Source organism: Streptomyces aureoversilis (assembly GCF_042657885.1).
GTDB lineage: Bacteria > Actinomycetota > Actinomycetes > Streptomycetales > Streptomycetaceae > Streptomyces > Streptomyces aureoversilis.
In genome coordinates, this window is sequence record NZ_JBHSKJ010000004.1 from 84,101 (window position 1) to 109,586 (window position 25,486).

Sequence of the window (25,486 nt, forward strand, 5' to 3'; positions counted from 1 at the left end):
CGGCGACGCCGGCTCAGACCCGGCCGACAACACGACGGCCAAAGGGGATAACCGCGTCCGCACGCCAGGTCTATGGGGTCCAGAGTCCCTTGGCTTCGCCGAGGGACTGGCGCGTGGCCAGGTCTCCGCTTCTCAGTTGCGGCCCGGTTTGCGTGGCGCCTCAAACAGACAGCGCCCACAGCATGACGAGTCTTCCGACCAGCAGCAGTCAGCGGCTCAGTGCGCTGCTGGCCGACTTCCCTGCCCGCATCTGGTACCAACACCCCTGACGAGCGCGCGTTCCCTGAAGAATCCGTGTGTTCAAGCCCTAGGCACTGTCCGATAGGTCGTGTGACCGGCTGGCGTTCACGTCGTTCCGCTCATCGTGGGGCGGGGCGATCTCTCGGATCAGGAGGGGGCTCGGCTGGAGCCGCACTTGCCGAAGAACATGGGACGAGGCGGTCGTTGGAAGAGTCATCGCAGGGTGATCAACGGCGTTCTCTTCCGGCAGCGGACCGGTGTGCCGTGGCGTGACCTGCCGGCACGGTTCGGGAAGTGGAAGACGGTGCACGACCGGCACCGCAGGTGGTCGGCGCACGGCACGTGGGAAAGGATCCGGCGAGCCGTCCAGGCCGATGCCGATGCCGAAGGCCGGATCGACTGGACCATGGTCAGCATGGACTCGACTTCCTGCCGCGTCCATCAGCACGCCGCGGGCGCCCGCACCGACGCGCCGCGTACCCCTGGACGACGCGGCCAGCCTGTCCAGCATCGTTCGGATGAGGCCCTGGGCCGCTCCCGTGGCGGGCTGACCTGCAAGATCCACCTGGCCGGCGAGGGCGGCCTACGTCCGCTCGCGTTCGTCATCACACCAGGCCAGTGGGGCGATGCCCCGCAACTGATCCCGGTCCTTGAACGCATCCGCGTCCCACGCCCCGACGGCGGTCATCCGCGCACGCGCCCTGATCGCCCAGGCGGCGACAATGCGTACTCGTCCCGCCGGAATCGCCGGTACCTGCGGCGTCGGCAGATCAAGCACACCATCCCCGAACGCAAGGACCAGCGGGCCCACCGCCGGCGCCGCGGCAGCGCGGGCGGCAGGCCCACCGGCTTCGACAAGACAATCTACAAGCGCCGCAACGAAGTCGAGCGAACGATCAACGCCCTCAAGGGCTTCCGCGCGGTCGCCACCCGATTCGACAAGAGGGCGTACATTTTCCACGGCACCGTGACCGTCGCTGCCCTGCGCCTCTGGCTCCGCTCATGACCTGCCGGACAGACCGTGGTCCCCTATACGAGGGAAGTCTGCGCCAGCCGCACGTAACCCGCCGACCGCTGGGGCAGTGGTGGGCTGATAGGCGACCGCCGGCGACGAGACGGAGCAGCGATTGCGCACGCGCGGCACGTACGAGGCAGCCCCTCCTCCGGCGAACGGCTCCGTACCGTCACTGGGCTACGCCCTGTTCGCCACCCGCTGGCTCCAGGCACCCTTGTACTTCGGGCTCGTGGCTGCCCAGGCCGTCTACGTGTGGGAATTCTTCGGCGAGCTCCGCACCCTCATCCGTGGTGTGGTCAGTGGAGCTTCGGACGAGAACATGGTGATGCTCGGCGTCCTGAAACTGGTCGATGTCGTCATGATCGCCAATCTGCTGATCATGGTGATCATCGGTGGTTATGAGACCTTCGTCTCCCGTATCGGGCTCCAGGGCCACAAGGACCAGCCGGAATGGCTCTCGCACGTCAACTCGAACGTGCTCAAGGTCAAGCTCGCCATGGCGATCGTGGGCATCTCGTCCATCCACCTGCTGCAGATGTTCGTCAACATCCACCACACCTTCCGCCAGGAACTGCTGTGGGGGACGATCATCCACATGGCTTTCATCGCCTCCGCCTGCCTCCTCGCTTACATGGCAGGCCCCATGGAAGCCAAGGCGACCCTGCTGGAACAGCAAAGTCACACCATCCCCCCGCAGGGCCCCCACAACCCCGCTGACAGCCCCGCACCCCCAGCTGCCAGCGAGCGCCCCGAATAGCACCAGCAACCGCATGCCGCACCGACCAGTCGGACACCCTCTAGGGGAGACAGTTGTCGAGCACCTGGTGTGTTGCGGTCCCAGGCCCGGAGGTGGGGGCCATTGCCTGCTGAGGGCGTCCTAGGGATGGGATCCGTGGCTCCGGTCAGGCCGGTTTCACGCTTGTGCAGTCCCGGCCCCACGGGAACGCTGTTGGCCCTCACCCCTGGCATATGCATGCCTTCAAGGAGGGAACAGCCATGCCCTTCAGACACGCCGTCGGCGCGCTTGTCGCAGGTCTCGTACTCGTAGCCGTGGCCACGCCTCCGTCCGCGACCGCCGCGGCTCTCCCGCCCGGCTGCACCAGCAGCGCCCTGCCGGCCGGCGGCGTCCACCTCGTGTGCACCCAGGGCATCCCCGTCGGCACGACACTCAGCGCCACCGACCAGGCGGACATCATCGAGGTCAGGGGCGGCGACGACGTCAGCGGCCACCTGGTCGGCGTGGTCAACGGCCTCGGCGGGGAAGACGTTGTCATCGTCGACAAAATCCTCTCCGGCGGCAGCGGAAGAAATATCCGCGGGTCCATCGACGGCGGTGACGGCGACGACAAGATCACCGTGACCGACATGGACAAGTTCAGCGTCCAGGGCACCATCCAGGGCGGTGCAGGCAACGACACCATCACCACCGGCGGCGTGTACAGCAGCACGATCGACGGCGGTGACGGCAACGACATCCTCCGCCTCGCCGCCTTCCGCGTACCCGGGTATGACAAGGCGAACCGTCTCGACGGCGGAGGTGGCAAAGACACCCTCACGGTCGGGAAGCTGGCCGGCCCCCTCCATGGCGGCCCCGGTGCGGACGAGATCACCGTAGACGGGACAACCCCCATAGAATCACGCCTTCCCAAGCCCGCCACCGTCGACGGCGACGAAGGCGACGATGTCATCCGCGTCGGGGCGATCGGCGCCGGCGACGGGGCGCGCGCCACCTACGTGAGCGGGGGTGCCGGAGCCGACCTCATCGAGGTGCCGTCCGCCGGGCAGGACGGATACACCACGGTCTCTGGGGACGACGACGATGACGTCATCCAGGGACCGGGGGCCACGCCGGTCGTCCTCGGCCCGTACGGAACCGTCGACGGCGGCGAGGGCGACAACACCTGCCGTACCGACAACAACGCGGGCGGCACGGTCACCAACTGCCAGAGCTGACGCCGCGGGCCCGAGCCCGTATCGGGCCGCCGATCCCAGCAGTTGCTCCTCAGGTTCGAGTGCGTCCCGTGTTGGGGCAGTCCAGATCGGCCGGCAGAAGCTGGACGGGCCGACCAGCTGAACTTGACAGGGAAGGCCACTTCGCCGAGAACTCGCATACTTATCGCCGTACGGACTTCACTCCCAGCTGCGGGTCCGTGGACGTCCCCAGCTGTTAGGCCACTTGGGTCTCGCGCCACCTGTGAAAGGACCACGCACGCCATGAACAACCCGACTCGCACCACCAGCGGCCCCGAGCGCCAGCTGCTCGAATACATGCTCGACTACACCCGCGCCGAGCTGATCGACACGGTGCGCGGCCTGTCCGAAACAGAGGCCCGCCGCCGTCTCGTCCCGTCCATGACGACGTCGATCGGGCTGGTCAAACATGCTGCGTTCGCAGAAAGGAAGTGGTTCCAGCACATCTTGGGAGGTTTGCCGGAATCCGAATGCGATGGTGCGATGGTGGGCGAGGCCAGTTTCGTGGTCAGTGACGACGAGACGGTGGCCGACGTGATCGCAGAATTCGAGCGCGCCAGCAACCGCGCACGAACCATCGCCGCGGACGTCGAACTCGACGCCACCCGACAGCACCCTGCCTGCGGCACCGTCAGCCTGCGATGGATCTACCTGCTCCTGATCCAGGAATTCGCCCGCCACGCCGGCCACAGCGACATCCTGCGTGAGCAGACCGAGGCCACCCGCCCGACTTGAGCCAACTACGCGCTGGAGTCCTCGCGCGGCCGGGGTGACGAGTGGGTCGCCCGGACGGCGTTCGAGGGGCGGTGGAACGCCCTGCACGGCGTGCGGAACCTGTTCGCCGTCGCCGCCTTCGTCCTCGTGGCCACGGCCACGGCCACGGGCCTTGGGGAACGTCGGGGCAGCCGATATCGGCTGCCCCGACGTTCCCCAAGGCCGGAGACGGCTCCCCACCTCGCAGCCCCGGAGGAGAATCAGGCGAGGCAGAACTCGTTGCCCTCGATGTCCTGCATCGTGATGCACGACTCGTTGACGCCATCGGCGCGCTGCGTCAGCACGTGTTTCGCGCCGAGCGCCATCAGCCGTGCGCATTCGGCCTCGAGTGTGGCCAGGCGCTCCTCACCCACGAGCCCGGCGCCGGCCCGCACATCGAGATGCACCCGGTTCTTGACGACCTTGCCTTCGGGAACTCGCTGGAAGAGCAAGCGCGGGCCCACACCCGAGGGATCAGTGCACGCGAAGTAGATCTCATCCTCGGGTGGCAGCGAGCGGTGGTACTCCTCCCACGTGGCAAAGCCCTCCGGGACCGTCGGTACGACGTACCCCAGCACCTCGCACCAGAAGGCGGCGAGGCGCGCAGGCTCCGCGCAGTCGAAGGTCACTTGGAACTGTTTGATCGTTGACATCGGCGCACGATAACAGGGGCCCTGCTCATCTCCCCAGGCCGGGAGGTCCGCACGTTGTCGGGAGGAGGCGCTGCTACCCGCTGCTGTGTCTGCGGTCGCAGGGGTGACCGAGGTCAGTGCCTCCCCAAAGGGAACCTGGGATGCGATCCCGGCCAGCCACTCTCCTGCTGCCGAAGATCAGTTACGGGACAACCCTAAGGACCCGCCCGGCACAAGCTTTGTCCGGCCCACCGGCATGTTCGAACGACGCCACTGGCAGGATGCCCACCACACCCTCCTCATCCCCCCATCCCCCCACCAGCCCCGATCAGCCCTGATCAGCCCGCGCGGCCGAGCCCCGTCAGCGCAGGCCACCCACCATCCGCCGACCTGCTTCGACCACTCGTACGCGGGCAGTCGAGAAGGCCATAGGGCCGACGGCCGCAGGACCCATGGCGGTGGTGTGCGGCGCCGAGGAAGTTGCGTTCAACCCGGGTTGAGTTGGGAGGGTCACATCTCACCGGCCGTTCCGCGATCAGGGACGGCGGATGTGGAGGTGAAGCGTGAGTGAAGTGTTGACCATTCCCCCGACCTTGCCCCTGGCCCTGACCCTGACCGAAGCCGCGCAGGCGTTGCGGGACGGGAGCGTGACCAGCGTCGGGTTGACCGAGGCCGCCGTCGCCGCGGCCGAGCGCGCCGACGGGGTGCTCGGGGTGTACCTGACGCGGTTCGTCGAGCAGGCGCGGGCGGCGGCCCGCCGTGCCGACGAGGAGTTGGCGCGCGGCATCGACCGCGGGCCGCTGCACGGGATCCCGTTCGCGGTCAAGGACACCATCGCGGTGGCGGACGGACCGACCACCGCGCAGAGCCTGGTCCACGACCGGGGCTGGTGGGCCGGGCGGGACGCCCCGGTGGTGGCCCGGCTGCGGGCTGCCGGGGCAGTGATCACCGGGAAGACGACCGCGATGGAGTTCGGCTGCGGGCTCCCGGAAGAAGACAAGCCTTTCCCCTTCCCGTTGCCGCGCAATCCTTGGCGGACCGAGTCCTGGGCCGGGGGCTCCAGTTCGGGCTCGGCCAGCGGCGTCGTGGCGGGGATGTTCCTGGCCGGGCTCGGCAGCGACACCGGGGGCAGCATCCGGATGCCCGCCGCGTTCTGCGGGGTCAGCGGGCTGATGCCGACGTACGGGCGGGTGCCCGTGGCCGGGTGCGTGCCGCTGGCGTACAGCCTCGACCGGGTCGGCCCACTCGCCCGGAGCGCCAGAGACTGCGCGGCGGTGCTCGGCGTCATCGCCGGCGAGCACGACGGCGTCGGCGCCTCCTTCGGCGACGCCGGGTGCGGCGAGGGCCTGGACGGACTGCGGATCGGCGTCGTACGGGAACACCACCTCCCCGCGGACGGCGATCCGTCGCTGCCGGGCGCGTTCGACGAGACCGTGTCGGTGCTCGCCGGACTCGGCGCCGTCCCGGTGGAGATCCGGCTGCCCTACTGGCAGGAGATGATCACCACCACGTTCGTGACCGCGGCCGGCGAGGGTCTCGCCCACCACCGCACCGCCCTGTCCCGGCATTGGGACGACTACGGCGTGGCCGCACGCGGCCTGCTCGCCACGGGCGCGCTGATATCAGGCGCGGACTACGTCCAGGCGCAGCGGGTGCGCACGGTGGCGCAGCGGGCCGTGGACGCGCTGTTCGCGGATGTCGACGTGATCGTGTGCCCGACCGTGTCGGTCGGGGCGCCGCCGTTCGCCGCCCTGGCCGACGAGGCGGGGCACCAGGACCACGCGGGCGTGTTCGGGAAGATCTACACCCCGTACTGGAATCCGTTGGCCAACCCCGTCCTCGCGGTGCCGATGGGCCGCACGGCGACGGGCCTTCCCCTGTCGATGCAGATCGCGGGCCCGGTGGCGGGCGAGGCGGCGATCCTGCGGGTCGGGGACGCCTTCCAGCAGCACACCGACTGGCACCGCCGCATCCCTGATCTGCCGGCGGCCGCGGCACCGCACGCACGCGCCGCCATGGGACGCGGGGAGCACCACACGCACGTGCCGCTGCAGACGCGCAGGCCGGCACACAAGTGCGGCGCTGCGGACACCGAGGACACGGAGAACACGGAGAACACCGAGGAGAACACACGACTCACACGCCCTGACGGACGTGGAGGGCAGCGTACGAGCGGGCCGAACGGAGGAACCGCCACGCAGCCAGATGTGGCTGTCAGGGTGCGGAGCCTGCTGGCCGCCGCCGGGCTGCCCGCAGGCGAGCGGGAGATCACCGGATTCGAGGCGGCGTACATCGCCCAGCGCCCTGCCGTCGACGGCCTGTTCGACGTCCCGGCGGCGGGCGACGCCCGGCCCGTGCTGCGCCCGGACGTCACCGTCCGGCCGGACGACGAGGAGCCCGCATGAGTGCGCGACCGGAGGTGGAGCCCGCCGCGGAAGCAGGCGTGGACGCTTCCACGCCAGACGAGGAAGCAGGAACGGACCGGCCCGCGGAGCGGCGTGAGCAGCGTACCCGCCGTGCCGGCAGTACCCGCCGTGCGCGCCGTACCCGCGGAGGCGAACGGCTTGTGATGGGCCTGGCCTGTGCCGGGTCGTTCGTCGTCGTCCTGGACGCCACCATCGTGTCGGTGGCGCTGCCTGCCATCCGGGCCGCCCTCGGCTTCTCACCGGCAGCCTTGCCCTGGGTGGTCAACGCCTACACCCTCGCCTTCGCGGGCTTCCTGCTGCTCGGCGGCCGGTGCGCGGACGTGTTCGGCCACCGCGCGACGCTGCTGACCGGGACGGCGCTCTTCACTGCCGGGATGGTCGCGTGCGGCTTCGCGATGACAGCGGAGGTGCTGCTCGCCGCGCGGGCGCTGCAGGGGCTCGGTGGGGCCCTCCTGATGCCGGTGACGCTGTCGCTGCTGACCACGACGTTCACCGAACCGGGCCGGCGCGCACGGGTGCTGAGCACGTGGAGCGCGGTCGGGGCGGTCGGTGCCGCGTCCGGGCCGGTGGTCGGCGGCGTCCTCATCCAGTGGGCCGGGTGGCGCTGGGTGTTCTTCGTGACCGTCCCGATCGGGGTGCTGTGCCTGTTCGGCGCCGCGCGCGGGCTGCCGCGGCACGACCGCACCGGCCGGCCGTCCCTCGATGTCGTGGGGGCCGCGCTGGCCACGGCCGGGCTGACGGGCGTGGTGTACGCGGTGATGCGTGCCGCCGTCGCGGGATGGACGAGCCCGCAGGTCACGGGCCCGCTGGTCGGCGGGGACGTGCTGCTGGGGATTCTTGTGCTGCATCAGGCGCGGTGGGCCCGGCAGCCGCTGCTGGCGCTCGACCTCTTCCGGCTTCGCGCGGTGAGCAGCGGCAACGTGGTGATGTTGCTGCTCGGTCTGGGCTTCTTCGCCAGCCCCATCCTGTTGTCGCTGTACCTTCAGGACGTGCACGGCTGGTCGCCGCTGCGCGCCGGGCTCGGCTACCTGCCGGTCGGGGCAGCGATGTTCGCCGGCGCCCGGGCGGCCGGGGCGTTGACGCTACGGTTCGGGCCGCGCCGGACGTCCGTGGTGTGCTGCCTGCTGGGCGCGGTCGGCTTCGCGGGGGTGGCGGCGTCGCTGGGCACGGACGGCTCCTACCTGCTGACGGTGGTGCTCTCCGGCGTGGTGTTCGGGTTCGGAACGGCCGCCGCGTTCACCCCGATCACGGTGGCGGCGACCGGCGGCGTCCCGCCGGCGCGCAGCGGTCTGGCCGCGGGAGTGCTGAACACGGTCCGGCAGACCAGTGGGGCGGTCGGGCTCGCCGTGACCAGTACGGTCTCGGCCGCGGCGGCGGACGCATGGGCAGCCACGCATCCCGGGCGTGGTGGCGCGCACGGGGCGGCCGCGCTGGCGCACGGTTATGGCGTCGCGTTCCTTGTCTGTGCCGGGTGCGTGGCTGTTGCCGCGCTCGTGGCGGCTCTGGCCATGCCCCGGTCCGGCACTTGACCCGATCCGGTACATGACCTGCTCCGGCACCGTGCCCCGCTCCGGGTGACCATCGGCACCGCGGGACCAGGCCTCGCCGTGACGGGTCCCGCGGCGCCGCGGGACCGCGAGACCGCGCTTGGTCGTGGCCCGCGCCGCGGGATCACGCCCGGTCGTGGCCGGTGCCGCGAGATCACGCTTCGTCGAGGCGTGGCCGGCACCACCCGGCCATGCCTCGCGCCATGGCCGGCACCACCACGGGCCGTGCCTCGTGTCATGGCCGGTGCTGAGGGCCCGTGCCTCGCCGTGACCGGCACCGCGGACGGGACCACGCCTCGCCCGGTGAGCGGTCAGGGGAACACGGGGACGGTCGCCCGGAAGTCCGGGCATTTTTCCAGGTCGTCGCCGTGTGCGCAGGTGAGGAGGTGGCCGAGGTAGGCACGCGCGGCGTTGAGGCGGGCGATGTGTGCGTCGAGGGCGGCGATACGGCCGTGGACGGTCTCCTGCCAGTCGGAGCCGCCGCCGGTGCCGGCGGCGTCACGGTGCAGGAGGCCGGCGATCTCCTCGATGGACATCAGGCCGGTCTCCCGCCACAACTTGATCAGCGCCACGCGGTAGACCTGCTCGCCGTCGAAGTACCGCCGCCCGGAACGCCGGTGCGGCTCCACGAGGCCGCGCCGCTCCCAGTAGTGCAGCGTCGAGAGCGGCAGTTCGAACCGGTCCGCGACGTCCCGTATCGGCGTCAGCTCCCGCACCTGCGTCAGGTCGTCCATGCCCCCATGATCTCGCAACCCTGGTGGCGCTTCCCCGGGCTGCCCACCCGGGCCGACGTCCATGCCCTTCCCCTGATACCTCCCGACACCCCTGACACCTCCGCTACCCCCTGACACCTCCGCTACCGCTGACACCTCTGCTACCGCTGACACCGCTGATACCGCTGGTTCGCCAGGACCTCGACAGACCGCCCCTATGGCCACTTGTGTCCCAGCCGTACCGAATGACGGACTCCGCCCCTACGGTGTCTGATCATGAACACCTCGCGAAGATCGGTCATACGCGGCATGGCGGCGATACCCCTGGCCGCTGCCACCAGCGGTCTGCTCATGCCTTCCACGGCACAGGCGGCGTCCGACGGTTTCTCCCTGGCGATGCGGCTCAGCCCCTCGCAGAACCACCGCTACTGGGGCACCGCAGCCGACACCCTGCGCCGCCGCTTACCCGCCGCGGACCTGGTCAAGGACGTGCTGCGCCAGGCGACACGCACCGGTGGCTCCGTGGGCAACTGGCGTGACGGGCCCGGCACGGGCGTTGAGCCGACCGGCTTCGACTACGGCTTCTCCTGGGACCCGGACACCAAGGACCCGCACGGCCAGCTGGACGGCAAGACCACCCAGTGGTATCCCCAGGGGATCAGCACCAGCGTCGACGGCTACGGCGGCACCGTGGACGGCCGGAAAGTCATCGCTGTCAGCTGGTACGGCTACGAGAACTACGAGAAGCGCGGCGCCCGGATCAGCTTCATCGACGTGACCGGTGACCCGCAGAAGCCGCGTTACGAGCACGTACTGCTGGTGGAGCCCATCCAGGAGGAAGGCTCGGACACCGCCACCTTCCAGCCGGTGATCATGCACGCGGGCGGCGTGGCCTGGGCCGGGAACTTCCTCTACGTCGCCAACCTGCCCGGCCGGCTCGCCCCCTTCAAACAGGGTGGGGTGAGCGCGTTCGACCTCACCCGGATGATCAAGGTGGAGGGCGCGGACAAGAACAAGGCCTTCGGCTACGACTACATCCTCCCGCTGCACCACGTGTACGAGAACCGGGGCAGCGGCAAGCTGCGGCACTCGCAGCTGTCACTGGACCGCACGCGCCCCAACGAACCCCACTCCCTCGTCGTCAGCGAATTCCTGGACAACGGCGAGAGGGGCAGGGTCGTCCGCTGGGACCTGGCACCGACCGGCTATCTGGTCGACGGGCTGTCCGAGGAGGACTGGCTGTCCAAGCCCTACGTCCAAGGGGCGGTCGCCGTGGGCAAGGACGCCTATTACGCCGCCAACGACCGAGGCACGCAAGGCCCCGCCGCCAGCGAAGCAATCGGGGCGTTTGCCCCGAAGGCAGGGCAACTGTGGCTGCACAAGGGCCGTAGCGGCGACCCGAAACTCCACGGAACACTCGCCATCGGACCCGAAGACCTCAGCTACGACGCCGACCGCCTCTGGAGCCTGGCGGAGCACCCAGACCTGCGACGCGTCTACCGGATCCAACTCCGCCGCTGATCGCATGCTGCCGCGCGGAGCCACGAGCCGGGCCTCGTGCGCCTGCCCGCCATCCCCCGGCCGCGCCATCGGCCGTGCCATCGGCTGTGCCACCGGCTGTGCCACCGACGGCGCCGACGACGACCAGGTGACAGCGTCCCGGGGGACCCGAGGCATCGCAGGAAGGTGACGGGCCGTGGTCCGTATACGCACGAGCCTCACGCAGGGCGAGGGCCTCGGCCGCCCGGGTCCGGCGCAGCGGATGGCCGCCGACTGCGAAGCCGGCGGCCGTCCTGCCCTGCCGCGGGTCGGCGCCAGAGCCGAGCACCGCTCGTTCCTCCGCGTCCGCGAGCCAGAAGTACACCGGCGGCAGCGCGAGTTCGTTCACCATCAGCGCCAGCTGGAAGCCGTGCGGACGGACCTCCAGCGCGATCGACAGTACCCGGCTGAGTCCGCCCATCAGGAACACCAAGGCCGGCAGCCGCACCGCCACTGCCGGGATCCGCATCTGCCGGGCGGCCCACAGCCAGGCCGGCCCATACCCGGCGAAGCCTCACCCCCTGGGGTATTGCGCGAAGAACCCGGGTGACCGGCTGCGGGAGATCACTGAGATCGAACCGTCCTGGGCGTGGGCAGCCGGTCCGTGGCGCTCATGTGGCCAGGGGGCGCACCATGGGCCGGAGGTGATCAGCACACCGTTGAGCCGTGGTGGTCTGATGTGGGGGCACGGCACGAGGTATCCGTCGACAGGCCGGTGCTCCCGCTTCCCCGCCCTCCGGAACTCAGGACGGGACCGACCGGACCTTCGGCCACATGCGCCCGGGAACCGTCCGACCTGCGCAATCGTCGGTTACGGATGTGACTGAAGTGACACCCACGCTGCCTGGCGACCACCGCGAACTGATCTCCGACCTGTCCGGGATCGTCACCGACTACCCCTACGCAGATCCGGAATCGACCCTCGCCGTCCTCGCCTACGACGCGGCGGAGGCGCTCGGCCGCGACGCCACCCCGGAGGGCCGCCGGGAGCGGACCGGGTACACGATCCTCCTGCATGCCACCTGCTGGTACGTCTCGGCACGCATCTTCTGCAAGTCCCTGTTCGCGTCGTACACACGAGCCCTGGACGGGTTCCGTACGCAGTTGGACCGGGCCTCCTGCATCTGCCCGGCCGGCGCCCACCCCGCGCAGCTGGACTCGGAGTACCAGGTCGAGGCCGGGGTGAGCATGCTGACCGAGGCCGGGCGGTCCGCATTCGCCGAGGATTACGGTCTCGGCGAGGAGGAGCTGGCGGTCTTCGACTGCGAGGGGTTCCTCGCAGACCTCGTCGATGAGGCACTGGGCCACTTGCACAAGGCGCACCAGGAGCTCTTCGGCGGCATCGACGTCTCCCATCTGGACGCGCAGTTCGTCCGGGACGACGGCCGCCTCGACCTCGTCGCCATGCAGGAGGCGATCAGGCGAAGGTGGGAGAACAACACGGGCCCGGTCGCCTTGTGGTCCGCCCGCCGTTGGCTCACCGGGCAGGTGCGGGACGAGGAGCGGATCGGCCTGTTCCTGTGCCTGTGGATGGGCATCGCCCAGACGTACGAGGGTCTGCCGCCCTCGTACGCGCGCGACCTGGCCGCCGCGCTCGCCACCATCGACCTGGACGTCTCCTGCGAACATCCGCAGCACCCCTGGTCCACCGCCGATTCCACCACCCAGTCCCGGTACCGCGCGGTGGTCCACCTGTACGCGCCGGACGACCACCCCGACACCCCCGTGCCCGCCGAGCTCTCGGCCCGCGAGCTGTGGGAGTGCCCGGTGCAGTACGCCCAGTTGGCGCGGGAGGCGTTGGAAGACCTTCAGGGATGGCGCACCATGCGCGGCGGCGACGACGAGGACTGGGAGGACTGAGCGGTACGGGGCCGCCTCGGCGCTCGTCCCACTCCCAGTCCAGCAGGCGCCCTGGTGGCGTACGCATCCTCCGTCAGCAAGGAGGGCCGGCCAGGCCGGTGGGGTGACTGTGCGGACGGTGTGGCACTGGCCGGAGGCGGCGCGGACGGAGGGCATACCCTCCCCAGCCATTTTCGAAGACGGGGCTTCCCGGCCGGTGTGCCGTGCCCCGGGCAGTCGCGTCGGCGTCGGCCTGCAGTGCGCGCAGGATCCTGGACCAGTTGCCGTCGGCCGGCCAGCGGCGGTGACGTTCGTACACGGTCTACCAGGGGCCATAGCGTTCGGGCAGGTCACGCCGGGGAATCCCGGTCCGTGTCCGGTACAGCACCCCGTTGACCACCACGCCGGGTTGGTGGTCCTAGTGGCTTGTCACGCAGCCTTGGCTGGGTAATCGGTCCAGGATCGGATCGGTGAGTCGGGCGCGAAGTTCGTCTTTGGTTCTGTGCGGGTGTTGCGCCAGCGGACGTAGGTGGCGATGGCGGCGTTCTGTTCGTCGTGGCTACGGTGATCAGTGCCGTTGAGCGCGAAGTGGCGCAGGGCTGCGAACTCGGCCTCGATCCAGTTCGGCCAGGAGCCGTAGGTCGGCAGGAAGACCATCTCGATGTCGTGGTCGGCTGCCCAGGTACGGACCTTGGCGTGCTTGTGCGGGGAGAAGTTGTCCAGCACCACATACAGCTTCTGCTCGGGCCAGCGGGCGCGCAGGGCCTTGAGGAAGTCGAGGAAATCGCGCCACCGCTTGCGCGGGCGAATTCGGTAGTACAGCTTGCCGGTGGCCAGATCGAGGGCGGCGAGCATCTGCCTCACGCCGCCGTAGCGGTTGTAGGTGGCCCGCAGGCGGCGCGGACGGCTCGCCGGCCCTCACGCCTTGCCCTTGCGGGGCATCAGGTTCAGCGGCCCGAACTCATCGACGCATACCACCCGTCCGTCGGCGGGCGGGGTGTCGTACAGCGCCAGGACGCGGTGCATCTTGGCGATGAACTCCGGGTCGGTGGACGCCTTCCACGTGGTGGTGGTCTTCCAGGAGACCTTGCCAGCGTGCAGGATCCGGCGCAGGGTCTCCCTGCATTTTGGGTCCAGCGCGTCCAGCCCCTGCTCGTTGAAGGCGTGGATGACATCGCGGACGTAGTCCTCGCCGACCTGCATCAGCACGGTGATGTCCTTGACCGTCTGGCCCTGGGCGGACGTCAGCACCAGGATCGCCCGGCGGAGTTTCACCGGGTCCTTCGCGGTCCGGCTGATCCGCTGCAGCTTCCGGCCCTCCTCCATGCTCACCGGCCGGACGAACACACTCGGTCGACGCCCCACGACCACCTCCAAGATCCGCTCTTGGGAGCAGCCTGCCGGCCCACAGCCACCAGATCAATTAGCGGCTCGGTCTACCGGGCTGGGACCGCCTAGCGGGTGGGGACGCTCGCACGGGCGAGGACGGACAACTCGAACGGGCGGAGCGTGTCGGTACGTTCCCACTCCGCAGGGTCGATCGTCTCGCGTTGCCGGGCGTACTCGATCGGCTGGAGCCGGTGCTCAAGCAGGAGGGCGTCCATCTGCTCGATGCTGAGGAACGTTTGCCAAGGCTCGCCCTGCTCGGCCGCCGCTGCCATGACCAGCTCCGCATACGACTGACCTGCCTCGTCGCGGAGTCCGGCCGGGAGGAGGTGCTCCACGATGAGCTCTGTGCCGGGTGCGAAGCCGCTGATGACGGCCAGGGTCTGCCTGATCGCCTCCGAGGTCAGGTACATCGTGACCCCGAGCCAGCTGACCAGCGCGGGTCGGCCCAGGTCAAAGCCGGCCCGCACGAGGTGATGGGTAAGTGACCGGGCGGACTCCTTCTCGAAGTCGACCGGGACGAAGAAGGCGGACGGTGGCACCGTCGTCCCCGTCTCAACCAGCAGCGCCCGCTTCCAGTGCTGGATCGTCGGCTTGTCCACCTCGAACACCCGTACGCCGTCGGCCAGTTCCGACCGGTAAGCGAAGGAGTCCAGCCCCGCACCGAGGATCACGTACTGGTCGACGCCCCGGCCGGCCAGCTCGGCCAGTCGGTCCTCGGTGTAGCGGCTGCGGGTAACGGCCGTCGTCCGCGCGCCGGACAGGACTGGGTGCCCACCATAGGACCGGTGGTAGCCGAGGAGTTCTTCAGCACGCTCCCCCAGGAAGGTCTGCGCCAGGGTGTCGACGAAGATCGAGGGAGTCTCGTCGACGAGGAGGTGTGCCGCGCGTGCTGCGGCCGACATGAGAGCTGTCTGGCTGGGTTGTCCCTTGTTCATCATGATGCCGGACATTAGCCCAATAATTTGACAGAATATCACAAAAGCAAAACTTTCGGAAGGGCTTCCGGGTTCTGTTTTGGTAACGAATGCGATCCTCGCGACCCCCGGAATAACCTGCGGGTCAGTTCCGAGAAGCGACGACACCCCGCCCTCGCGAGGATGCCCAACGGCCAAACGGCGCCGGATCGATTACGGGCCGACCTATGGAGCAGAGCCACTAGCGAGCGAACGCACGTGGTCACAGCACCAGGGATGCCCACGCTCCGGATGCGGCGGAAACGGCCGCGCGCACCATCGATCCGGTGGTACGGCGACCGGCAACCGGCGACCGGTCGGCTGAGCGGCCCGGGTACAGTCGCCCGATGCTGCGCATCGACTTCCCCATCGCCACCGCCCGGCTCATACTCCGTCCGTTCCGGCCCGAGGACGCCGAGGACGTTCGCGATTACCAGCGCCGGTCCGATGTCGCCCGCTTCATGCGGTGGGAGCCGCGAGGACCGGAGGACGTCCGGGTGGCTGTGGAGGAGATGGCCCGGGAGACCGAACTGGCCTCGGACGGGGACTGTCTCAGCCTGGCGGTCGTCGAGCCGGGCACGGGGACGGTCATCGGGCAGGTCGAACTGGTCCTGCTCAGCGCGGAACACCGCCAGGGCGAGCTCGGCTACGTCTTCCACCCCGCCCACCAGGGCAAGGGCTTCGCCACCGAGGCCGCGTCCGCCGTCCTGCGCCTGGGATTCGACGCACTGGGGCTGCACCGGGTGATCGGCCGCTGCCACGCGGACAACGCCGCTTCCGCCGGGCTCCTCGAACGGCTGGGCATGCGCCGGGAGGCGCATTTCATCGGAACGGAGTTCTTCAAGGGGGCATGGCGCGACGACCTGGTGTACGCCATGCTCCGGCAGGAGTGGCGGGCCTCGGCCGCCCGCCGCTGCACGTCACGCACCCCTGAAACAGGCACCGGCACTTGCCCATGAGTGAGATCAACCAGCAACCCGGCGAACCTATGCGGTCGCAGCACTGGCACCGATCGTGCCCAGTGGCTCACCGCGTTCCGCCTCCTGCAGGTTCAACGGGGCGTGCGGCTGACCGGCGCACGCGGTGCGGCCACCGTGGGCGGCATGCTCTTCGTGGTGGCAGTCATGGCCGGGACGGTCTTCCTCTACCGCAGCGAAGGGGCCCGCGAGGTGGCGAGCCAGGTCGTGGCGCAGGCCGCGCTCGACGGCCTGCTGATCCGGATCGAACGAGCAGCAAGAAGTCCGCAAGGCCATCGGGGAACTGGTCGACAAGCCGATGGAACTGCCGCCCCCGCCACCGCGCACCTACCCCGCTGCGCCGGCCCCCGGACACGCACGCCCTCAGACCAATCCGCCCCCGCCGCCACCGCCCGCGGCAACGTCCCGGCAGCCGGGCTGAGCCGCCGCGGGGCGGAGTGGGTGGTCCTTACACAACTGCGTCGACAGTTCCCTGCCGGAACAGTTCCGTGCCGGCACGGGACCGCGGTGCCGAGGAGCACCCCCCGGATGCACGGGCCCGAGCTGGCAGCACTCCCGGGAGGCTGTGTGTGCGGGCAAGGGCAGTTCCCTCTTACCGGGTGCGCAGGGCACGGGCGACGGCCTGGGCGGCTGGATCCACCGCACGGTCATGCCGGGCATGGAGTCTAGGCGCAACTGCGCCCGGGCCGGCCAGAGCCCGGAAGCCGGGCCCCCGCCTCAGGGTGGTCCCACCAGCGCGGGCACCCTGTCGGCCTGGTCGCCGTGGACCTCCACTGCCGGCACGGGGAAGAGCGAACGCGGTTCGCGCCACGGCTTGGGCCGGGGTACGCCTGCAAGGTGTTCCTGCAGTTCGGTGACCTTAAGAAGGTCAAGGTCACTGCTGGGACGGCCCTTCTGGGACGGCTCCTCACTCGGGAGCCCGGCAGTACATGGACCCGAACACGGACCGATAAAGTGTTCGACGTTCGTGGCGGTGTGCGCGTGACCCACGGAACGCAGGGAACGCACGCGTCATGGGAGACAGCAAGTGAGCGGGTCCAGAGCGACGTACGGCAACCGTGCGGCCCCCGGTGGTGCGCTGAAGGCGTTCTTCCGATCCTGGGCGGGGGGTCGCGTGCATACCTCCACCACCGATCGCGTAGAGGACAAGCTCATCACCGGGATGCAGCTGGCGCGTACGGTACTCGGCCTGGTCGCCGCCGTCTGGCTGGTCGCGGCCTATCCGCTGAGCGGTGACGGGGAGAAGTTCCTCCTCGGCAAGCTCCTCGAACTGGCCTTCTCCTGCGGCATCCTGGCGGTGGGAAGCATCCTCGGTATCACCGTCTTCCTCGTCGCGAGCACCCCGGACAGGCGCCGCGACTTCGCCGGGCGCCTGCGCGGGCCGATCTCCGCCGCCCTCATGCTGGCGGCGGGCCCCCTCTGCATCTGGATGTCCGTCAAGGCCCTCAAGGGTGACCTCATCGACGGCGAGGACCTGAAGGACATCTTCTCCACCGTCACCGGCCCCGGAATCATCTGCACCGTGCTGGCCTTCCTGGTCCTGGCCATCGGCTGGCTCGCAGCCCTCGCCGTGCTGCTCGGCTCGAGCGTCTACACGCTCCTGGCCACCTACGCCTGCGTCTTCACGTGCTTCCTGGCCAGGGACGTGCACCCACTGCTCCCGGCACTCATCTCGCCGCTGCTGGTCTGGTCGCTCTTCGCGTTCCAGATGTTCAACGGTCCCGACGTCGCCGCGCCTCCGGAAGTGCTGTACACGTTCATGCTCGGCGGCCCGCTGTCCGTGACCGCGCTCTCGGTCTGGGAGGTGCGCCGCCTGCGCATCCGCCACGGGATCACGCTGCGCGCCGCGCTAGGCCACTGAGCCCCCCGGTCGCCGCCGCGACGACTCGGCCGGGCACGCCGCGTCACGGCCCATCAGGTCCTGGCCGCCGTCCGCGGCGACGTGTCCCACGGCAGCAGCCGCATCATCTGCCGCCATGCCCGTTTGTGCTGACGGGTTCACCCGGACACGAGGGCAGCCGGGCCAAACCGGCTGTACGGGCAACCTGTCCAAGCACTGTATCGGTCCTACCTCGGCCCACCACCGACGGTCTTCCGGAATCCAGCGCCGTCGAGCACAGTGGCTGGTGACAGGTGCGGACAGCCGTAAGGCACGGCACGCCGTGGCGCGCGAGGCCCCTCGCGCCTGTCACGGTGCGCAGGATCGGCGAATCGCATGCAACCAGCGACTGGGGGAAGGTCACGGCCGTGCGGGAAAGGATCGAGATCTGCTATCCCGGCCATTGGGTCGCACACAGCCCACTCACCGCCGGACATCGCAAGGAAATTTCCAAGGAAATCGTTGCATGGATAGCGGAACACACGCCGTCGACCCCGGAAGTTCTCGATGACGTCCGCGACATGGACCCCGGTAACGGCACAGCTTCGGCCTACCCGAAGGCGGATCACCGGCAGGCCTCCACCATTGCCAAGTACCTCTTCTACTGGCTCAGTTGGGACGACACCAACATCGAAACGGCGACCGGCAGCGAACTGAACCACGTAGAGAAGGCGATAGTAGGGGAGCCCTTCGCGGACCAGGAGCCGGCCGAAGGAGTCGGCCGGAATCCCTATCTGGCCTCCTGGTGGCTGATCGGGGAGGAGTTCACCGCCCTTGGCGCGTCACCTCAGTGGCGAAAGCGCCTGGGGTCGTTCCAGGCCTGGTGGGCCAGGCGCGCAGCCAGGGAAGCGCAGGTGATCCAGGGCCGCGAGACCTACCAGGACTTCAGCGCCGCCCTGAAGCACCGGGTCAAGACGATAGGACCGGGGGGTAACGTCCTGCCTGCCGAGATCACGGCAGGCTACGAGATCCCGGAGGAGGTCTACTACTCCCGGATACATCAGGATCTGCTTCACCGATTGGGTCGCGTGCTCGCCCTGCCCAACGACCTGATCGGGTACGGGAAGGACATGGCCGAAGGACAGCTCGGCAGCAACCTGCTCTGGCAGCACCAGAATCTCTGCCGGACGCAAGACGTGGATGCGTCGATCCTTGCCCTCATGGAACTTTTCGGCCAGGCCGTTGAAGAATTCGACGACATAGCTTCCACCATCCTCGGACGGTGCTCCCCCGAAGTCGCCGAGGGCCTTTCCGTAGTGTTCGACCACTACCGCTTCGCCGCCGCCGGCTTCACGAAGTGGTACATCGAGGCTCCTCGTTACAATCAGTACGTGCACAGTGGGGAACAGCCCTGGAGTTTCTTCATGGGATGACTGCGCCCACGGCCTCCCCGTGCTTCAGTGACCCGCGTGGGGCCTGGTGAAGTAGTTCGTGTCCCTGGGGCGGGACGCGTCTCGCCCATCGTCGCTCCAGCGCCCGGTCCCGAGAACCTCACCGGCATGCCAGGGCCGTGGAGAAGGTCCTGGGAGCCGTTCGTCTGCCGTACCCTCACCGAGCACGCCAGGCGTGAGGCGGACCCGAAGCCGTCGCACCGGTCCGCGCAGCCGCAGAGTGGAGCCGAGCCCTTCGCCCTGTGCGTGGCCGGAGGGGTTCGGCGGTCAGGTGGGCGGTGTCGAGGCTCATCGGGGCAGCACCGCCTGGCCGGCCGCGGCCGCGGTGAGCTTGCCGACGGCGTGGAGGACGGTGCCGAGGCCGGCGCGGGTCTGGGGCGTGCGGCCGGTGGCGATGCGGTGGAACTGGTGGTTGTGCGCGGCGAGCTGGACGTAGCCGTCGAGCGGCCGGTAGCCGGTGGGGCGTGGCGGCGCGGGCAGGAGGGGTTCGGGCTCGTCGGCGAGGATGCGGGCGGGGTAGTCGGGGACGAAGGCCATCGGCCGGGCGATGCCGACGATGTCGACGGCGCCGCCGGCCACGAGGCGTTCCATGGTGGTGCGGGTGCGCAGGCCGCCGGTGAGCATGAGAGGCACGTCGACGCGGTGGCGGACCTTGGTGGCGTAGCCGGCGAAGTAGGGGCCTTGGTGAGGGGTGTGGTGGACGCCTTCCATGGCGGGTTCGGCGTAGTTGCCGCCGGTGATCTCCAGCAGGTCGATGCCGGCGTCGGCGAGGGCGGCGGCGACGTCGAGGGACTCTGCCTCGCTCAGACCGCCGTACTGGAAGTCCTTCGAGTTGAGCTTGACCGAGACGGGTACGGCAGGGCCGACGGCCTCGCGTACGGCGGCGACGGTCTCCAGCAAAGCGCGGCGGCGGCCTGCCGGGGTGCGGCCGTAGTCGTCGTCGCGGGTGTTGGCGAGCGGGGAGAGGAACTGGGAGAGCAGGAAGCCGTGTGCGGCGTGGATCTGGATGCCGTCGAAACCCGCGGCGACGGCGAGGTGGGCCGTGCGGGCGAAGTCGTGGATGAGTGCCTGGATGCGTCGGCCGGTCAGTTCGCGCGGGGTGCGCAGGTTGTAGCCGGGGACGGGTTCGCGGGTGGGCGATGGGGCCACGGGGCGGCGGGTGAAGGGCACGGTGGCGACGCGGCCGGGGTGGTTGATCTGCATCCACACCGCCGTGCCGCAGTGCTTCGCGGCGTCGGCCCAGGCGGTGAAGGCGGTCAGGGCGTGGTCGTTGTCGAGGATGGCGTTGCGGGGTTCGACGAGTCCGTCGCGGTTGATCATGATGTTTCCGGTGATGAGCAGTCCGGCGCCGGAGCGGGCCCAGGTGGCGTAGAGCCGGTGCAGGCCGGCGGTGGGGATACCTGCGCGGGTGGCGAGCTGCTCGCTCATGCCGGCTTTGGCGATACGGTTGGCCAGTACCTCCCCGCAGGGCAGGGTCAGCGGGTCGGCGAGCACGGTGGTCGTGGTGTCGGCGGTGGTGTCGGTCGTGCTGTTGGTCGTGTCGTCGGTCATCTCAGAGCACCCTCGGGCGGACTCGGGTCGCCGTGTACAGCGGCGAGAGGGGACGGAGCGGGATCGGCGGGGATCCGGTGGTCAGGTCGACGCGGTGGAGGCGGGCCTGAAGGGGCGGGCCGAGGCCCATCACGTCGAGCGGGTCGCGTTCGGAGCCGCCGACGGTGAGCTCGAAGGCGGTGACCTCGCGCACTTCGAGGGGGTGTTCGCCGGGTGTGAAGCCCACGATGCGGGGCAGGGCTGCTCCGATGAGGCCCATGGCGTTGCGGTGCGGGCGGCCGAGGATCGGCGGTGGGTCGTCGATCCGCCGGCCGAGGACGCCACCCATGGTGATCAGTGTGCTGCCTCGCCTGCGTGCCTCGGCTTGGATGGTGGCGCCTTCGAAGTGCCAGTCGATCTCGCCCAGCTTCTTCGGACAGCCGAGCAGTTCACGGCCGAGGATGAGTGCGACGTCGTCGTCGAGGATCATCCAGGGGCAGTGGATGCCGGTGCGGCGGCCGGCCTGGATGTGCACGAACACCCCGGCCTCGTGGTACACCGAGCCGTAGGTGCAGTCGGGGAAGAAGGCGGTGAACACGTCCGCCCGGGCGGGTTCGGCGAGCCGGATTCCGTACGGGAGCCAGGGCCGCATCCGTTCGGGGTCGACGTCGACGGTTGCGGTGAAGTAGTGCGCGTCGCGGTACAGGGTGCGGCGGGGGCCCGCCAGGGTGAGCAGGCGCCGCAGGTCGGAGCCCAGGCTGCGGCCCTGGGTGCGGGTGGCGGGTTCCCGGTCGGTCACGTCAGCCTCCCGTACACCGCGCGCATCAGCCGGCCGGTGATCCCGCGGGGGGTGTACTGCCCGCCGACGGTCTGCATCTTGGCGAAAGCCCCTGGAACGACACGGCGTTTGCCTCGGGCCATGCCGGCGAGCGCCTGCCGTGCGGCCTGTTCGGCCGACACCCACAGGGGGCCGGGGACGAGCCGATCCAGCGCCGGTACCTCGGCGACCAGGGTGAACTCGGTGCGTACCGGTCCGGGGGCCAGCAGCGTGCAGCCGACCCCGGTGCCGGCGAGTTCGGCGTGGAGGGATTCTGCGAAGGTGTTGGCGAACGCCTTGGAGGCGGCGTAGGTGGTGTTGTTCGGGCCGGGCTGGTTACCGGCCGTGGAGCCGGTGATCAGGATCGCGCCCGCCCGGCGCTCCAGCATCCCCGGGAGTACGGTCAGGGTCAGCTCGTGCACGGCCACCACGTCCAGCTCCACCTGCAGCCGCTCCCGCTCCGGTGCGAGGGTGGACAGCGGGCCGTAGGTGGCGAAGCCCGCGTTGTTGCACAGCACCGCGATGTCCCGCGACGCGAGCTCCGCGACCAGCTTCGCCCGTTCCCCCCGGTCACTCAGGTCACAGGTGCGTAGCTCCGCCTGGACGCGGTAGCGCTCGGTCAGCCGCTCGGCGAGCTCGTGCAGCCGGTCCTGGCGGCGGGCCACCAGGATCAGCGAGTGGCCGCGGGCGGCCAGGCCCTCGGCGAGCGCGGCACCGATGCCGGACGACGCGCCCGTGACCACGGCCCGGCTGCGTGGTGTGGGGGCGGGCAGGCTCATGCGGACAGCTCCGCTTCGGCAAGACCGGCGGCGTCGGCGACATCAGCGGTGTCCGGGAAGCCCGCGCGGGGCCGACGTTCGGGAGCGGGCGCGCGGTGTGCGCTCCACGACGCCACGCCGCCGCCGAGCAGACGGGCCTGGCGGCAGTAGCGGCGCACGATCCAGCGCAGCAGGCGGATCCGGGTGAGGATCTCCGCCGACCCGGCGAGGATCGAGCTGCGCGCCGGCATGCGGCGGGCGACCAGGTCGGACAGCGGGACCGGGAGCAACCGTTGCGCGAGGACCGCTTCGGCAAGGAAGTCCGAGCCGTGCGAGATGATCTTCCCGGCGCCGGAGCGGGGCGCGACCAGGCCCCAGATGTAGAGGTTGGCGTAGCGGGGCACGAGCACGTGCTCGATCAGCAGCGGCTGGCCGTTCTCCCACACGAACATCGACTCGTCCAGGAACGGAGACCGGGTGCGGAAGCCGGTGGCCCACAGAATGGTGTCGTACTCGCCGGTGGTGCTGTCGGCGAAGTGCACCGTGGATCCGTCGAAGCGGGTGATCTCCGGGCGCGGCCGTACCTTGCCGTGCAGCAGCGCGTACATCAGCGAGGAGTTGACCGTGACGTCCTTGGCGAACAGCTTGTGGTCGGGCTTCTTGAGCCCGTACCGCTCGTAGCGGCCGCAGGACATCCGCAGCAGCGCCTTGAACCCGAGCCGCTGAGCGGCATCGGCAGCCACACGCGGTCCCACTCCGAGGACGGGATCCCGAGGATCGTCTTCGGGATGAACCAGTACCCGGAGCGCAGGGACATGTCGGCGCTGCCGAACGTGGCCGCCGCCTCGACTGCGAGGTCGCCGGCCGAGTTGCCGCCGCCGACCACGAGCACCCGGCCGCCGGTGGCGAAGTCGGCGGGGCGCTTGTAGTCCTTGGAGTGCATCCGGCGGCCGCTGAACGTGCCCGGATACGAGGGGACGTTGCGCTCCCAGTAGTGGCCGTTGGCCACGACGACCCCGGCGTACTCGCGCTGCTCACCGGTCGACAGCGTCACGCGCCAGCCGGCCATGCCGGTACGGTCCAGCGGCCGCACCTCGACGGCCTCGGTGCCGAACTCGATGTGCTCGCGCAGGTGGAAGTGGTCCACGTAGTCATTCAGGTACCGCAGCATCTGCGCCCGGCTGGGGAACGTCGGATAGCCCGCAGGCATCGGGTACTCGACGTACTGGGTGGACTTCTTCGAACTGATCAGGTGCGTCGAGTCGTACACCCCGTGCGCCCGGTTCCCGCCGATCTCGCCGGTGGCCTCGAGCTGGTCGTACGGGATGCCCGCCTGCCGCAGAGCACGGGCCAGCCCGTTGCCGACGTAGCCCGCATCGATGATGCACAAGCGTCCTGGTGTGCTGGTGGTCCTCATCAGCCCCATCAGTCCCCCCCCCCGCAATTGCTACACGCCTGTAGCTTTCATTGCTACGCGACTGTAGCTACAGAGGTGTAGCTACACAAGAGTAGGATGACTGCCATGGCTTCTCCCGGCACTGCCCGCAAGCGCCCCTACGCCCCACGCATGGCCCCGGCCGAACGGCGCGAGCAGCTGCTGGACACCGCACTGCGGATCATCAACACCGACGGGGTGACCGGGGTTTCCGTCGACGCGGTGGCCAAGGCAGCCGGTGTGACCAGGCCCGTCGTCTACGGCCAGTTCACCGACACCCACCACATCTTGCGCGACCTCCTGCGCCGCGAGGGCGAACGCGCCCTCGCCCAGGTCGCCGACGCCCTCCCCGCCGACCTCACCGACGCCGACCCGATCGCCACCTTCACCCACGTCGCCGAGAGCTTCTTCACCGCCGTCACCACCCACCCGGACCGGTGGCGCGCCATCCTCCTGCCCGTCGACGCCACTCCCCCGCCCGTACACACGTACCGTCAGCAGGCCGAAGCCTCCATCCGCGCGCAGTTCGCCGACATCACCCGCCATTTCCTCGCCGACCGCCCCGGCACCGAGGCCATCGATGTCGACCTCCTCGCCCACCTCCTGCTCACCGCCATGGAAGAAGGCGGCCGACTCGTCCTGGACGACCCCGACGCCTACCCGCCGAAGCGACTCACCACCATGGCGCGGTTCATGGCCGAGACCTTCTTCGCCCGCTACACGACTGACCGTTGAATCTGTCGGCCCTGCTCCTCGGCAGCGGTAGCGGTAGCAGTAGCACCGGGCCTTTACGCTCAGCCAGTCCCCCAGCCCACCAAGGGCGGTATGCGACCGGTCACGACCACCCGGCACTTGGCACGCGACATGTACGCCACCCCGCCACGGAGCCACACCGGTCCCTGGAACTCCTCTCGGCCTCGCCCGCGATGGCTATGCTCACCGCGCATCGATCCACGGCCGGGCTTCGGTGCCCCCGGCCCGGACACCGGCGGCAAACAGCCATCCGATGGCTACCGGTGCTCCGGCGCCGGTGAAGGCCCGTCCATGTGGCCGTGGCGGTAGGCCCAGGCGGCGAGTTCGACCCGGTTGCGGACGTCGAGCTTCAGCTGGGCGCCGGCGAGGTGCTTCTTGACCGTGCCGAGCGAGATGTGCAGGCGTCCGGCGATCTCGGCGTTGGTGAGGCCCTGGGCGGCGGCCTGAACGGTCGCCAGTTCGCGTTCGGACAGCGGGTGCCCGCCCGTGCCGGGCAGCGGCAGCCGACCGCGGCCGGCGGTGAAGTGCCGCAGCAGCCGGACGGTGACCTGCGGGGAGACCATGGCCTCGCCCCGGGCGGCGGCCCGGACCGCCTCGATGAGCATGGTCGGGCCGGCGTCCTTGAGCAGGAAGCCCGCCGCGCCCCCGTGCAGGGCCTCGTGCACGTACTCGTCGAGGTCGAAGGTGGTGACGACGATGACGCGCAGCGGGTCGGCGACGCCGGGGCCGGCCAGGCGGCGGGTGACGTCGAGGCCGGTGATGCCGGGCATCCGGATGTCCAGCAGGCAGACGTCGGGGCGGTGGTGCCCGGCGAGCCGGAGCGCCTCGATGCCGTCCCCGGCCTCGGCGACGACCTCGATGTCCGGTTCGGCGTCGAGGATGTAGCGGAAGCCGGTGCGGACCATGCGCTGGTCGTCGGCGAGCAGGAC

The 25,486-nt window shown here is 69.8% G+C and carries 23 protein-coding genes and 2 pseudogenes; 12 read left to right on the forward strand and 13 right to left on the reverse strand.

Translation table 11 applies throughout. The annotated features are described in order from the left end of the window. The first annotated feature begins 364 nt into the window (after positions 1 to 364). The 4 genes from ACFPP6_RS08190 to ACFPP6_RS08205 all read left to right on the forward strand — a co-directional run bounded on the left by ACFPP6_RS08190 (position 365) and on the right by ACFPP6_RS08205 (position 3,961). A complete protein-coding gene (locus ACFPP6_RS08190) occupies positions 365 to 1,246 on the forward strand; it encodes an IS5 family transposase (RefSeq protein WP_382038646.1) in 882 nt (293 codons plus the stop codon). Positions 1,247 to 1,367: 121 nt separating this feature from the next. Continuing rightward, positions 1,368 to 2,012, forward strand: a complete 645-nt coding sequence (locus ACFPP6_RS08195) for a TIGR00645 family protein (RefSeq protein ID WP_382038647.1) — start codon at positions 1,368 to 1,370, stop codon at positions 2,010 to 2,012. Between the two features lie 239 nt (positions 2,013 to 2,251). Further along, positions 2,252 to 3,208 (forward strand): calcium-binding protein, encoded by a 957-nt coding sequence (locus ACFPP6_RS08200; protein ID WP_382038649.1) that lies wholly within the window; start codon positions 2,252 to 2,254, stop codon positions 3,206 to 3,208. Between the two features lie 261 nt (positions 3,209 to 3,469). Further along, positions 3,470 to 3,961: a DinB family protein gene (locus ACFPP6_RS08205; protein WP_382038651.1), complete on the forward strand. Its 492-nt coding sequence runs from the start codon at positions 3,470 to 3,472 to the stop codon at positions 3,959 to 3,961. A 239-nt stretch (positions 3,962 to 4,200) separates the two neighbouring features. On the opposite strand, the gene ACFPP6_RS08210 is transcribed toward ACFPP6_RS08205, so the two are convergent. Beyond that, positions 4,201 to 4,632 (reverse strand): VOC family protein, encoded by a 432-nt coding sequence (locus tag ACFPP6_RS08210; protein ID WP_382038653.1) that lies wholly within the window; start codon positions 4,630 to 4,632, stop codon positions 4,201 to 4,203. A gap of 542 nt (positions 4,633 to 5,174) precedes the next feature. Here ACFPP6_RS08210 and ACFPP6_RS08215 point away from each other — a divergent pair. Both ACFPP6_RS08215 and ACFPP6_RS08220 read left to right on the forward strand, forming a co-directional pair. Further along, the gene (locus ACFPP6_RS08215) at positions 5,175 to 7,016 is read left to right on the forward strand and encodes an amidase (RefSeq protein WP_382038654.1); all 1,842 of its coding nucleotides are present in this window, start codon (positions 5,175 to 5,177) and stop codon (positions 7,014 to 7,016) included. After that, entirely contained in the window at positions 7,013 to 8,566 is a 1,554-nt protein-coding gene (locus tag ACFPP6_RS08220; protein WP_382038656.1) for an MFS transporter, read from the forward strand. Before ACFPP6_RS08215 ends, ACFPP6_RS08220 begins: the two co-directional genes overlap by 4 nt. A 329-nt stretch (positions 8,567 to 8,895) precedes the next feature. On the opposite strand, the gene ACFPP6_RS08225 is transcribed toward ACFPP6_RS08220, so the two are convergent. After that, a complete protein-coding gene (locus ACFPP6_RS08225; RefSeq protein ID WP_382038658.1) occupies positions 8,896 to 9,318 on the reverse strand; it encodes a helix-turn-helix domain-containing protein in 423 nt (140 codons plus the stop codon). A gap of 255 nt (positions 9,319 to 9,573) precedes the next feature. Here ACFPP6_RS08225 and ACFPP6_RS08230 point away from each other — a divergent pair, with 255 nt between their 5' ends. Next, positions 9,574 to 10,818, forward strand: coding sequence for a hypothetical protein (locus ACFPP6_RS08230; protein ID WP_382038659.1), 1,245 nt, complete (start codon positions 9,574 to 9,576; stop codon positions 10,816 to 10,818). On the opposite strand, the pseudogene ACFPP6_RS08235 reads toward ACFPP6_RS08230, so the two are convergent. Continuing rightward, positions 10,736 to 11,338, reverse strand: a pseudogene (locus tag ACFPP6_RS08235) (DUF4345 domain-containing protein); the annotation flags it as partial. The gene ACFPP6_RS08230 and the pseudogene ACFPP6_RS08235 sit on opposite strands and share 83 nt — an antisense overlap. 326 nt (positions 11,339 to 11,664) lie before the next feature. Between ACFPP6_RS08235 and ACFPP6_RS08240 the strand changes: the two are divergent. Further along, the gene (locus ACFPP6_RS08240) at positions 11,665 to 12,696 is read left to right on the forward strand and encodes a hypothetical protein (RefSeq protein WP_382038660.1); all 1,032 of its coding nucleotides are present in this window, start codon (positions 11,665 to 11,667) and stop codon (positions 12,694 to 12,696) included. Positions 12,697 to 12,913: 217 nt separating this feature from the next. On the opposite strand, the pseudogene ACFPP6_RS08245 reads toward ACFPP6_RS08240, so the two are convergent. The 4 genes and pseudogenes from ACFPP6_RS08245 to ACFPP6_RS08260 all read right to left on the reverse strand — a co-directional run. After that, positions 12,914 to 13,093 (reverse strand): annotated as a pseudogene (locus ACFPP6_RS08245) (transposase); the annotation flags it as partial. 11 nt (positions 13,094 to 13,104) lie between these two features. Further along, positions 13,105 to 13,569 (reverse strand): transposase, encoded by a 465-nt coding sequence (locus ACFPP6_RS08250; protein ID WP_382039217.1) that lies wholly within the window; start codon positions 13,567 to 13,569, stop codon positions 13,105 to 13,107. Between the two features lie 24 nt (positions 13,570 to 13,593). Further along, complete coding sequence (locus tag ACFPP6_RS08255) at positions 13,594 to 14,001, reverse strand: helix-turn-helix domain-containing protein (RefSeq protein WP_382039219.1); 408 nt, start codon at positions 13,999 to 14,001, stop codon at positions 13,594 to 13,596. Between the two features lie 128 nt (positions 14,002 to 14,129). After that, positions 14,130 to 15,014 (reverse strand): class I SAM-dependent methyltransferase, encoded by an 885-nt coding sequence (locus ACFPP6_RS08260; RefSeq protein WP_382038661.1) that lies wholly within the window; start codon positions 15,012 to 15,014, stop codon positions 14,130 to 14,132. A gap of 350 nt (positions 15,015 to 15,364) precedes the next feature. On the opposite strand from ACFPP6_RS08260, the gene ACFPP6_RS08265 reads away from it, so the two are divergent. The 3 genes from ACFPP6_RS08265 (at position 15,365) to ACFPP6_RS08275 (ending at position 19,246) form a co-directional block, all read left to right on the forward strand. After that, positions 15,365 to 15,976, forward strand: a complete 612-nt coding sequence (locus ACFPP6_RS08265) for a GNAT family N-acetyltransferase (protein ID WP_382038663.1) — start codon at positions 15,365 to 15,367, stop codon at positions 15,974 to 15,976. Between the two features lie 1,132 nt (positions 15,977 to 17,108). Next, positions 17,109 to 17,855, forward strand: coding sequence for a hypothetical protein (locus ACFPP6_RS08270; protein WP_382038665.1), 747 nt, complete (start codon positions 17,109 to 17,111; stop codon positions 17,853 to 17,855). Positions 17,856 to 18,187: 332 nt separating this feature from the next. Next, a complete protein-coding gene (locus tag ACFPP6_RS08275; protein WP_382038667.1) occupies positions 18,188 to 19,246 on the forward strand; it encodes a terpene synthase family protein in 1,059 nt (352 codons plus the stop codon). Between the two features lie 306 nt (positions 19,247 to 19,552). Here ACFPP6_RS08275 and ACFPP6_RS08280 read toward each other — a convergent pair whose 3' ends face one another. Genes ACFPP6_RS08280 through ACFPP6_RS08300 form a run of 5 tightly spaced genes read right to left on the reverse strand, consistent with a single transcriptional unit; the run spans position 19,553 to position 23,759 of the window. Beyond that, positions 19,553 to 20,815 (reverse strand): oxidoreductase, encoded by a 1,263-nt coding sequence (locus tag ACFPP6_RS08280; RefSeq protein ID WP_382038669.1) that lies wholly within the window; start codon positions 20,813 to 20,815, stop codon positions 19,553 to 19,555. 1 nt (position 20,816) lies between these two features. Beyond that, on the reverse strand, positions 20,817 to 21,593 hold the full coding sequence (locus tag ACFPP6_RS08285) for an acetoacetate decarboxylase family protein (protein WP_382038671.1): 777 nt from the start codon (positions 21,591 to 21,593) through the stop codon (positions 20,817 to 20,819). Beyond that, the gene (locus ACFPP6_RS08290; RefSeq protein ID WP_382038672.1) at positions 21,590 to 22,390 is read right to left on the reverse strand and encodes an SDR family NAD(P)-dependent oxidoreductase; all 801 of its coding nucleotides are present in this window, start codon (positions 22,388 to 22,390) and stop codon (positions 21,590 to 21,592) included. Before ACFPP6_RS08290 ends, ACFPP6_RS08285 begins: the two co-directional genes overlap by 4 nt. After that, the gene (locus ACFPP6_RS08295) at positions 22,387 to 23,064 is read right to left on the reverse strand and encodes an NAD(P)/FAD-dependent oxidoreductase (protein ID WP_382038674.1); all 678 of its coding nucleotides are present in this window, start codon (positions 23,062 to 23,064) and stop codon (positions 22,387 to 22,389) included. The genes ACFPP6_RS08290 and ACFPP6_RS08295 overlap by 4 nt, the downstream gene beginning before the upstream one ends. Beyond that, a complete protein-coding gene (locus ACFPP6_RS08300) occupies positions 22,977 to 23,759 on the reverse strand; it encodes a flavin-containing monooxygenase (protein ID WP_382038676.1) in 783 nt (260 codons plus the stop codon). The genes ACFPP6_RS08295 and ACFPP6_RS08300 overlap by 88 nt, the downstream gene beginning before the upstream one ends. A 132-nt stretch (positions 23,760 to 23,891) precedes the next feature. Between ACFPP6_RS08300 and ACFPP6_RS08305 the strand changes: the two genes are divergently transcribed. Continuing rightward, a complete protein-coding gene (locus tag ACFPP6_RS08305) occupies positions 23,892 to 24,539 on the forward strand; it encodes a TetR/AcrR family transcriptional regulator (RefSeq protein WP_382038677.1) in 648 nt (215 codons plus the stop codon). Between the two features lie 275 nt (positions 24,540 to 24,814). Here ACFPP6_RS08305 and ACFPP6_RS08310 read toward each other — a convergent pair whose 3' ends face one another. Further along, positions 24,815 to 25,462 carry a response regulator gene (locus ACFPP6_RS08310; RefSeq protein WP_382039221.1) on the reverse strand — a complete coding sequence of 216 codons (648 nt, stop codon included), beginning with the start codon at positions 25,460 to 25,462 and terminating at the stop codon, positions 24,815 to 24,817. Between the last annotated feature and the right edge of the window lie 24 nt (positions 25,463 to 25,486).

Coding starts and splice junctions, on each gene's coding strand:
- ACFPP6_RS08200 (WP_382038649.1), top strand. CDS start 2,252: ATGCCCTTCAGACACGCCGTCGGCGCGCTTGTCGCAGGTCTCGTACTC.
- ACFPP6_RS08260 (WP_382038661.1), bottom strand. CDS start 15,014: ATGTCCGGCATCATGATGAACAAGGGACAACCCAGCCAGACAGCTCTC.
- ACFPP6_RS08230 (WP_382038659.1), top strand. CDS start 9,574: ATGAACACCTCGCGAAGATCGGTCATACGCGGCATGGCGGCGATACCC.
- ACFPP6_RS08305 (WP_382038677.1), top strand. CDS start 23,892: ATGGCTTCTCCCGGCACTGCCCGCAAGCGCCCCTACGCCCCACGCATG.
- ACFPP6_RS08265 (WP_382038663.1), top strand. CDS start 15,365: ATGCTGCGCATCGACTTCCCCATCGCCACCGCCCGGCTCATACTCCGT.
- ACFPP6_RS08280 (WP_382038669.1), bottom strand. CDS start 20,815: ATGACCGACGACACGACCAACAGCACGACCGACACCACCGCCGACACC.
- ACFPP6_RS08290 (WP_382038672.1), bottom strand. CDS start 22,390: ATGAGCCTGCCCGCCCCCACACCACGCAGCCGGGCCGTGGTCACGGGC.
- ACFPP6_RS08210 (WP_382038653.1), bottom strand. CDS start 4,632: ATGTCAACGATCAAACAGTTCCAAGTGACCTTCGACTGCGCGGAGCCT.
- ACFPP6_RS08295 (WP_382038674.1), bottom strand. CDS start 23,064: ATGTCCTGCGGCCGCTACGAGCGGTACGGGCTCAAGAAGCCCGACCAC.
- ACFPP6_RS08255 (WP_382039219.1), bottom strand. CDS start 14,001: ATGGAGGAGGGCCGGAAGCTGCAGCGGATCAGCCGGACCGCGAAGGAC.
- ACFPP6_RS08225 (WP_382038658.1), bottom strand. CDS start 9,318: ATGGACGACCTGACGCAGGTGCGGGAGCTGACGCCGATACGGGACGTC.
- ACFPP6_RS08205 (WP_382038651.1), top strand. CDS start 3,470: ATGAACAACCCGACTCGCACCACCAGCGGCCCCGAGCGCCAGCTGCTC.
- ACFPP6_RS08310 (WP_382039221.1), bottom strand. CDS start 25,462: ATGGTCCGCACCGGCTTCCGCTACATCCTCGACGCCGAACCGGACATC.
- ACFPP6_RS08220 (WP_382038656.1), top strand. CDS start 7,013: ATGAGTGCGCGACCGGAGGTGGAGCCCGCCGCGGAAGCAGGCGTGGAC.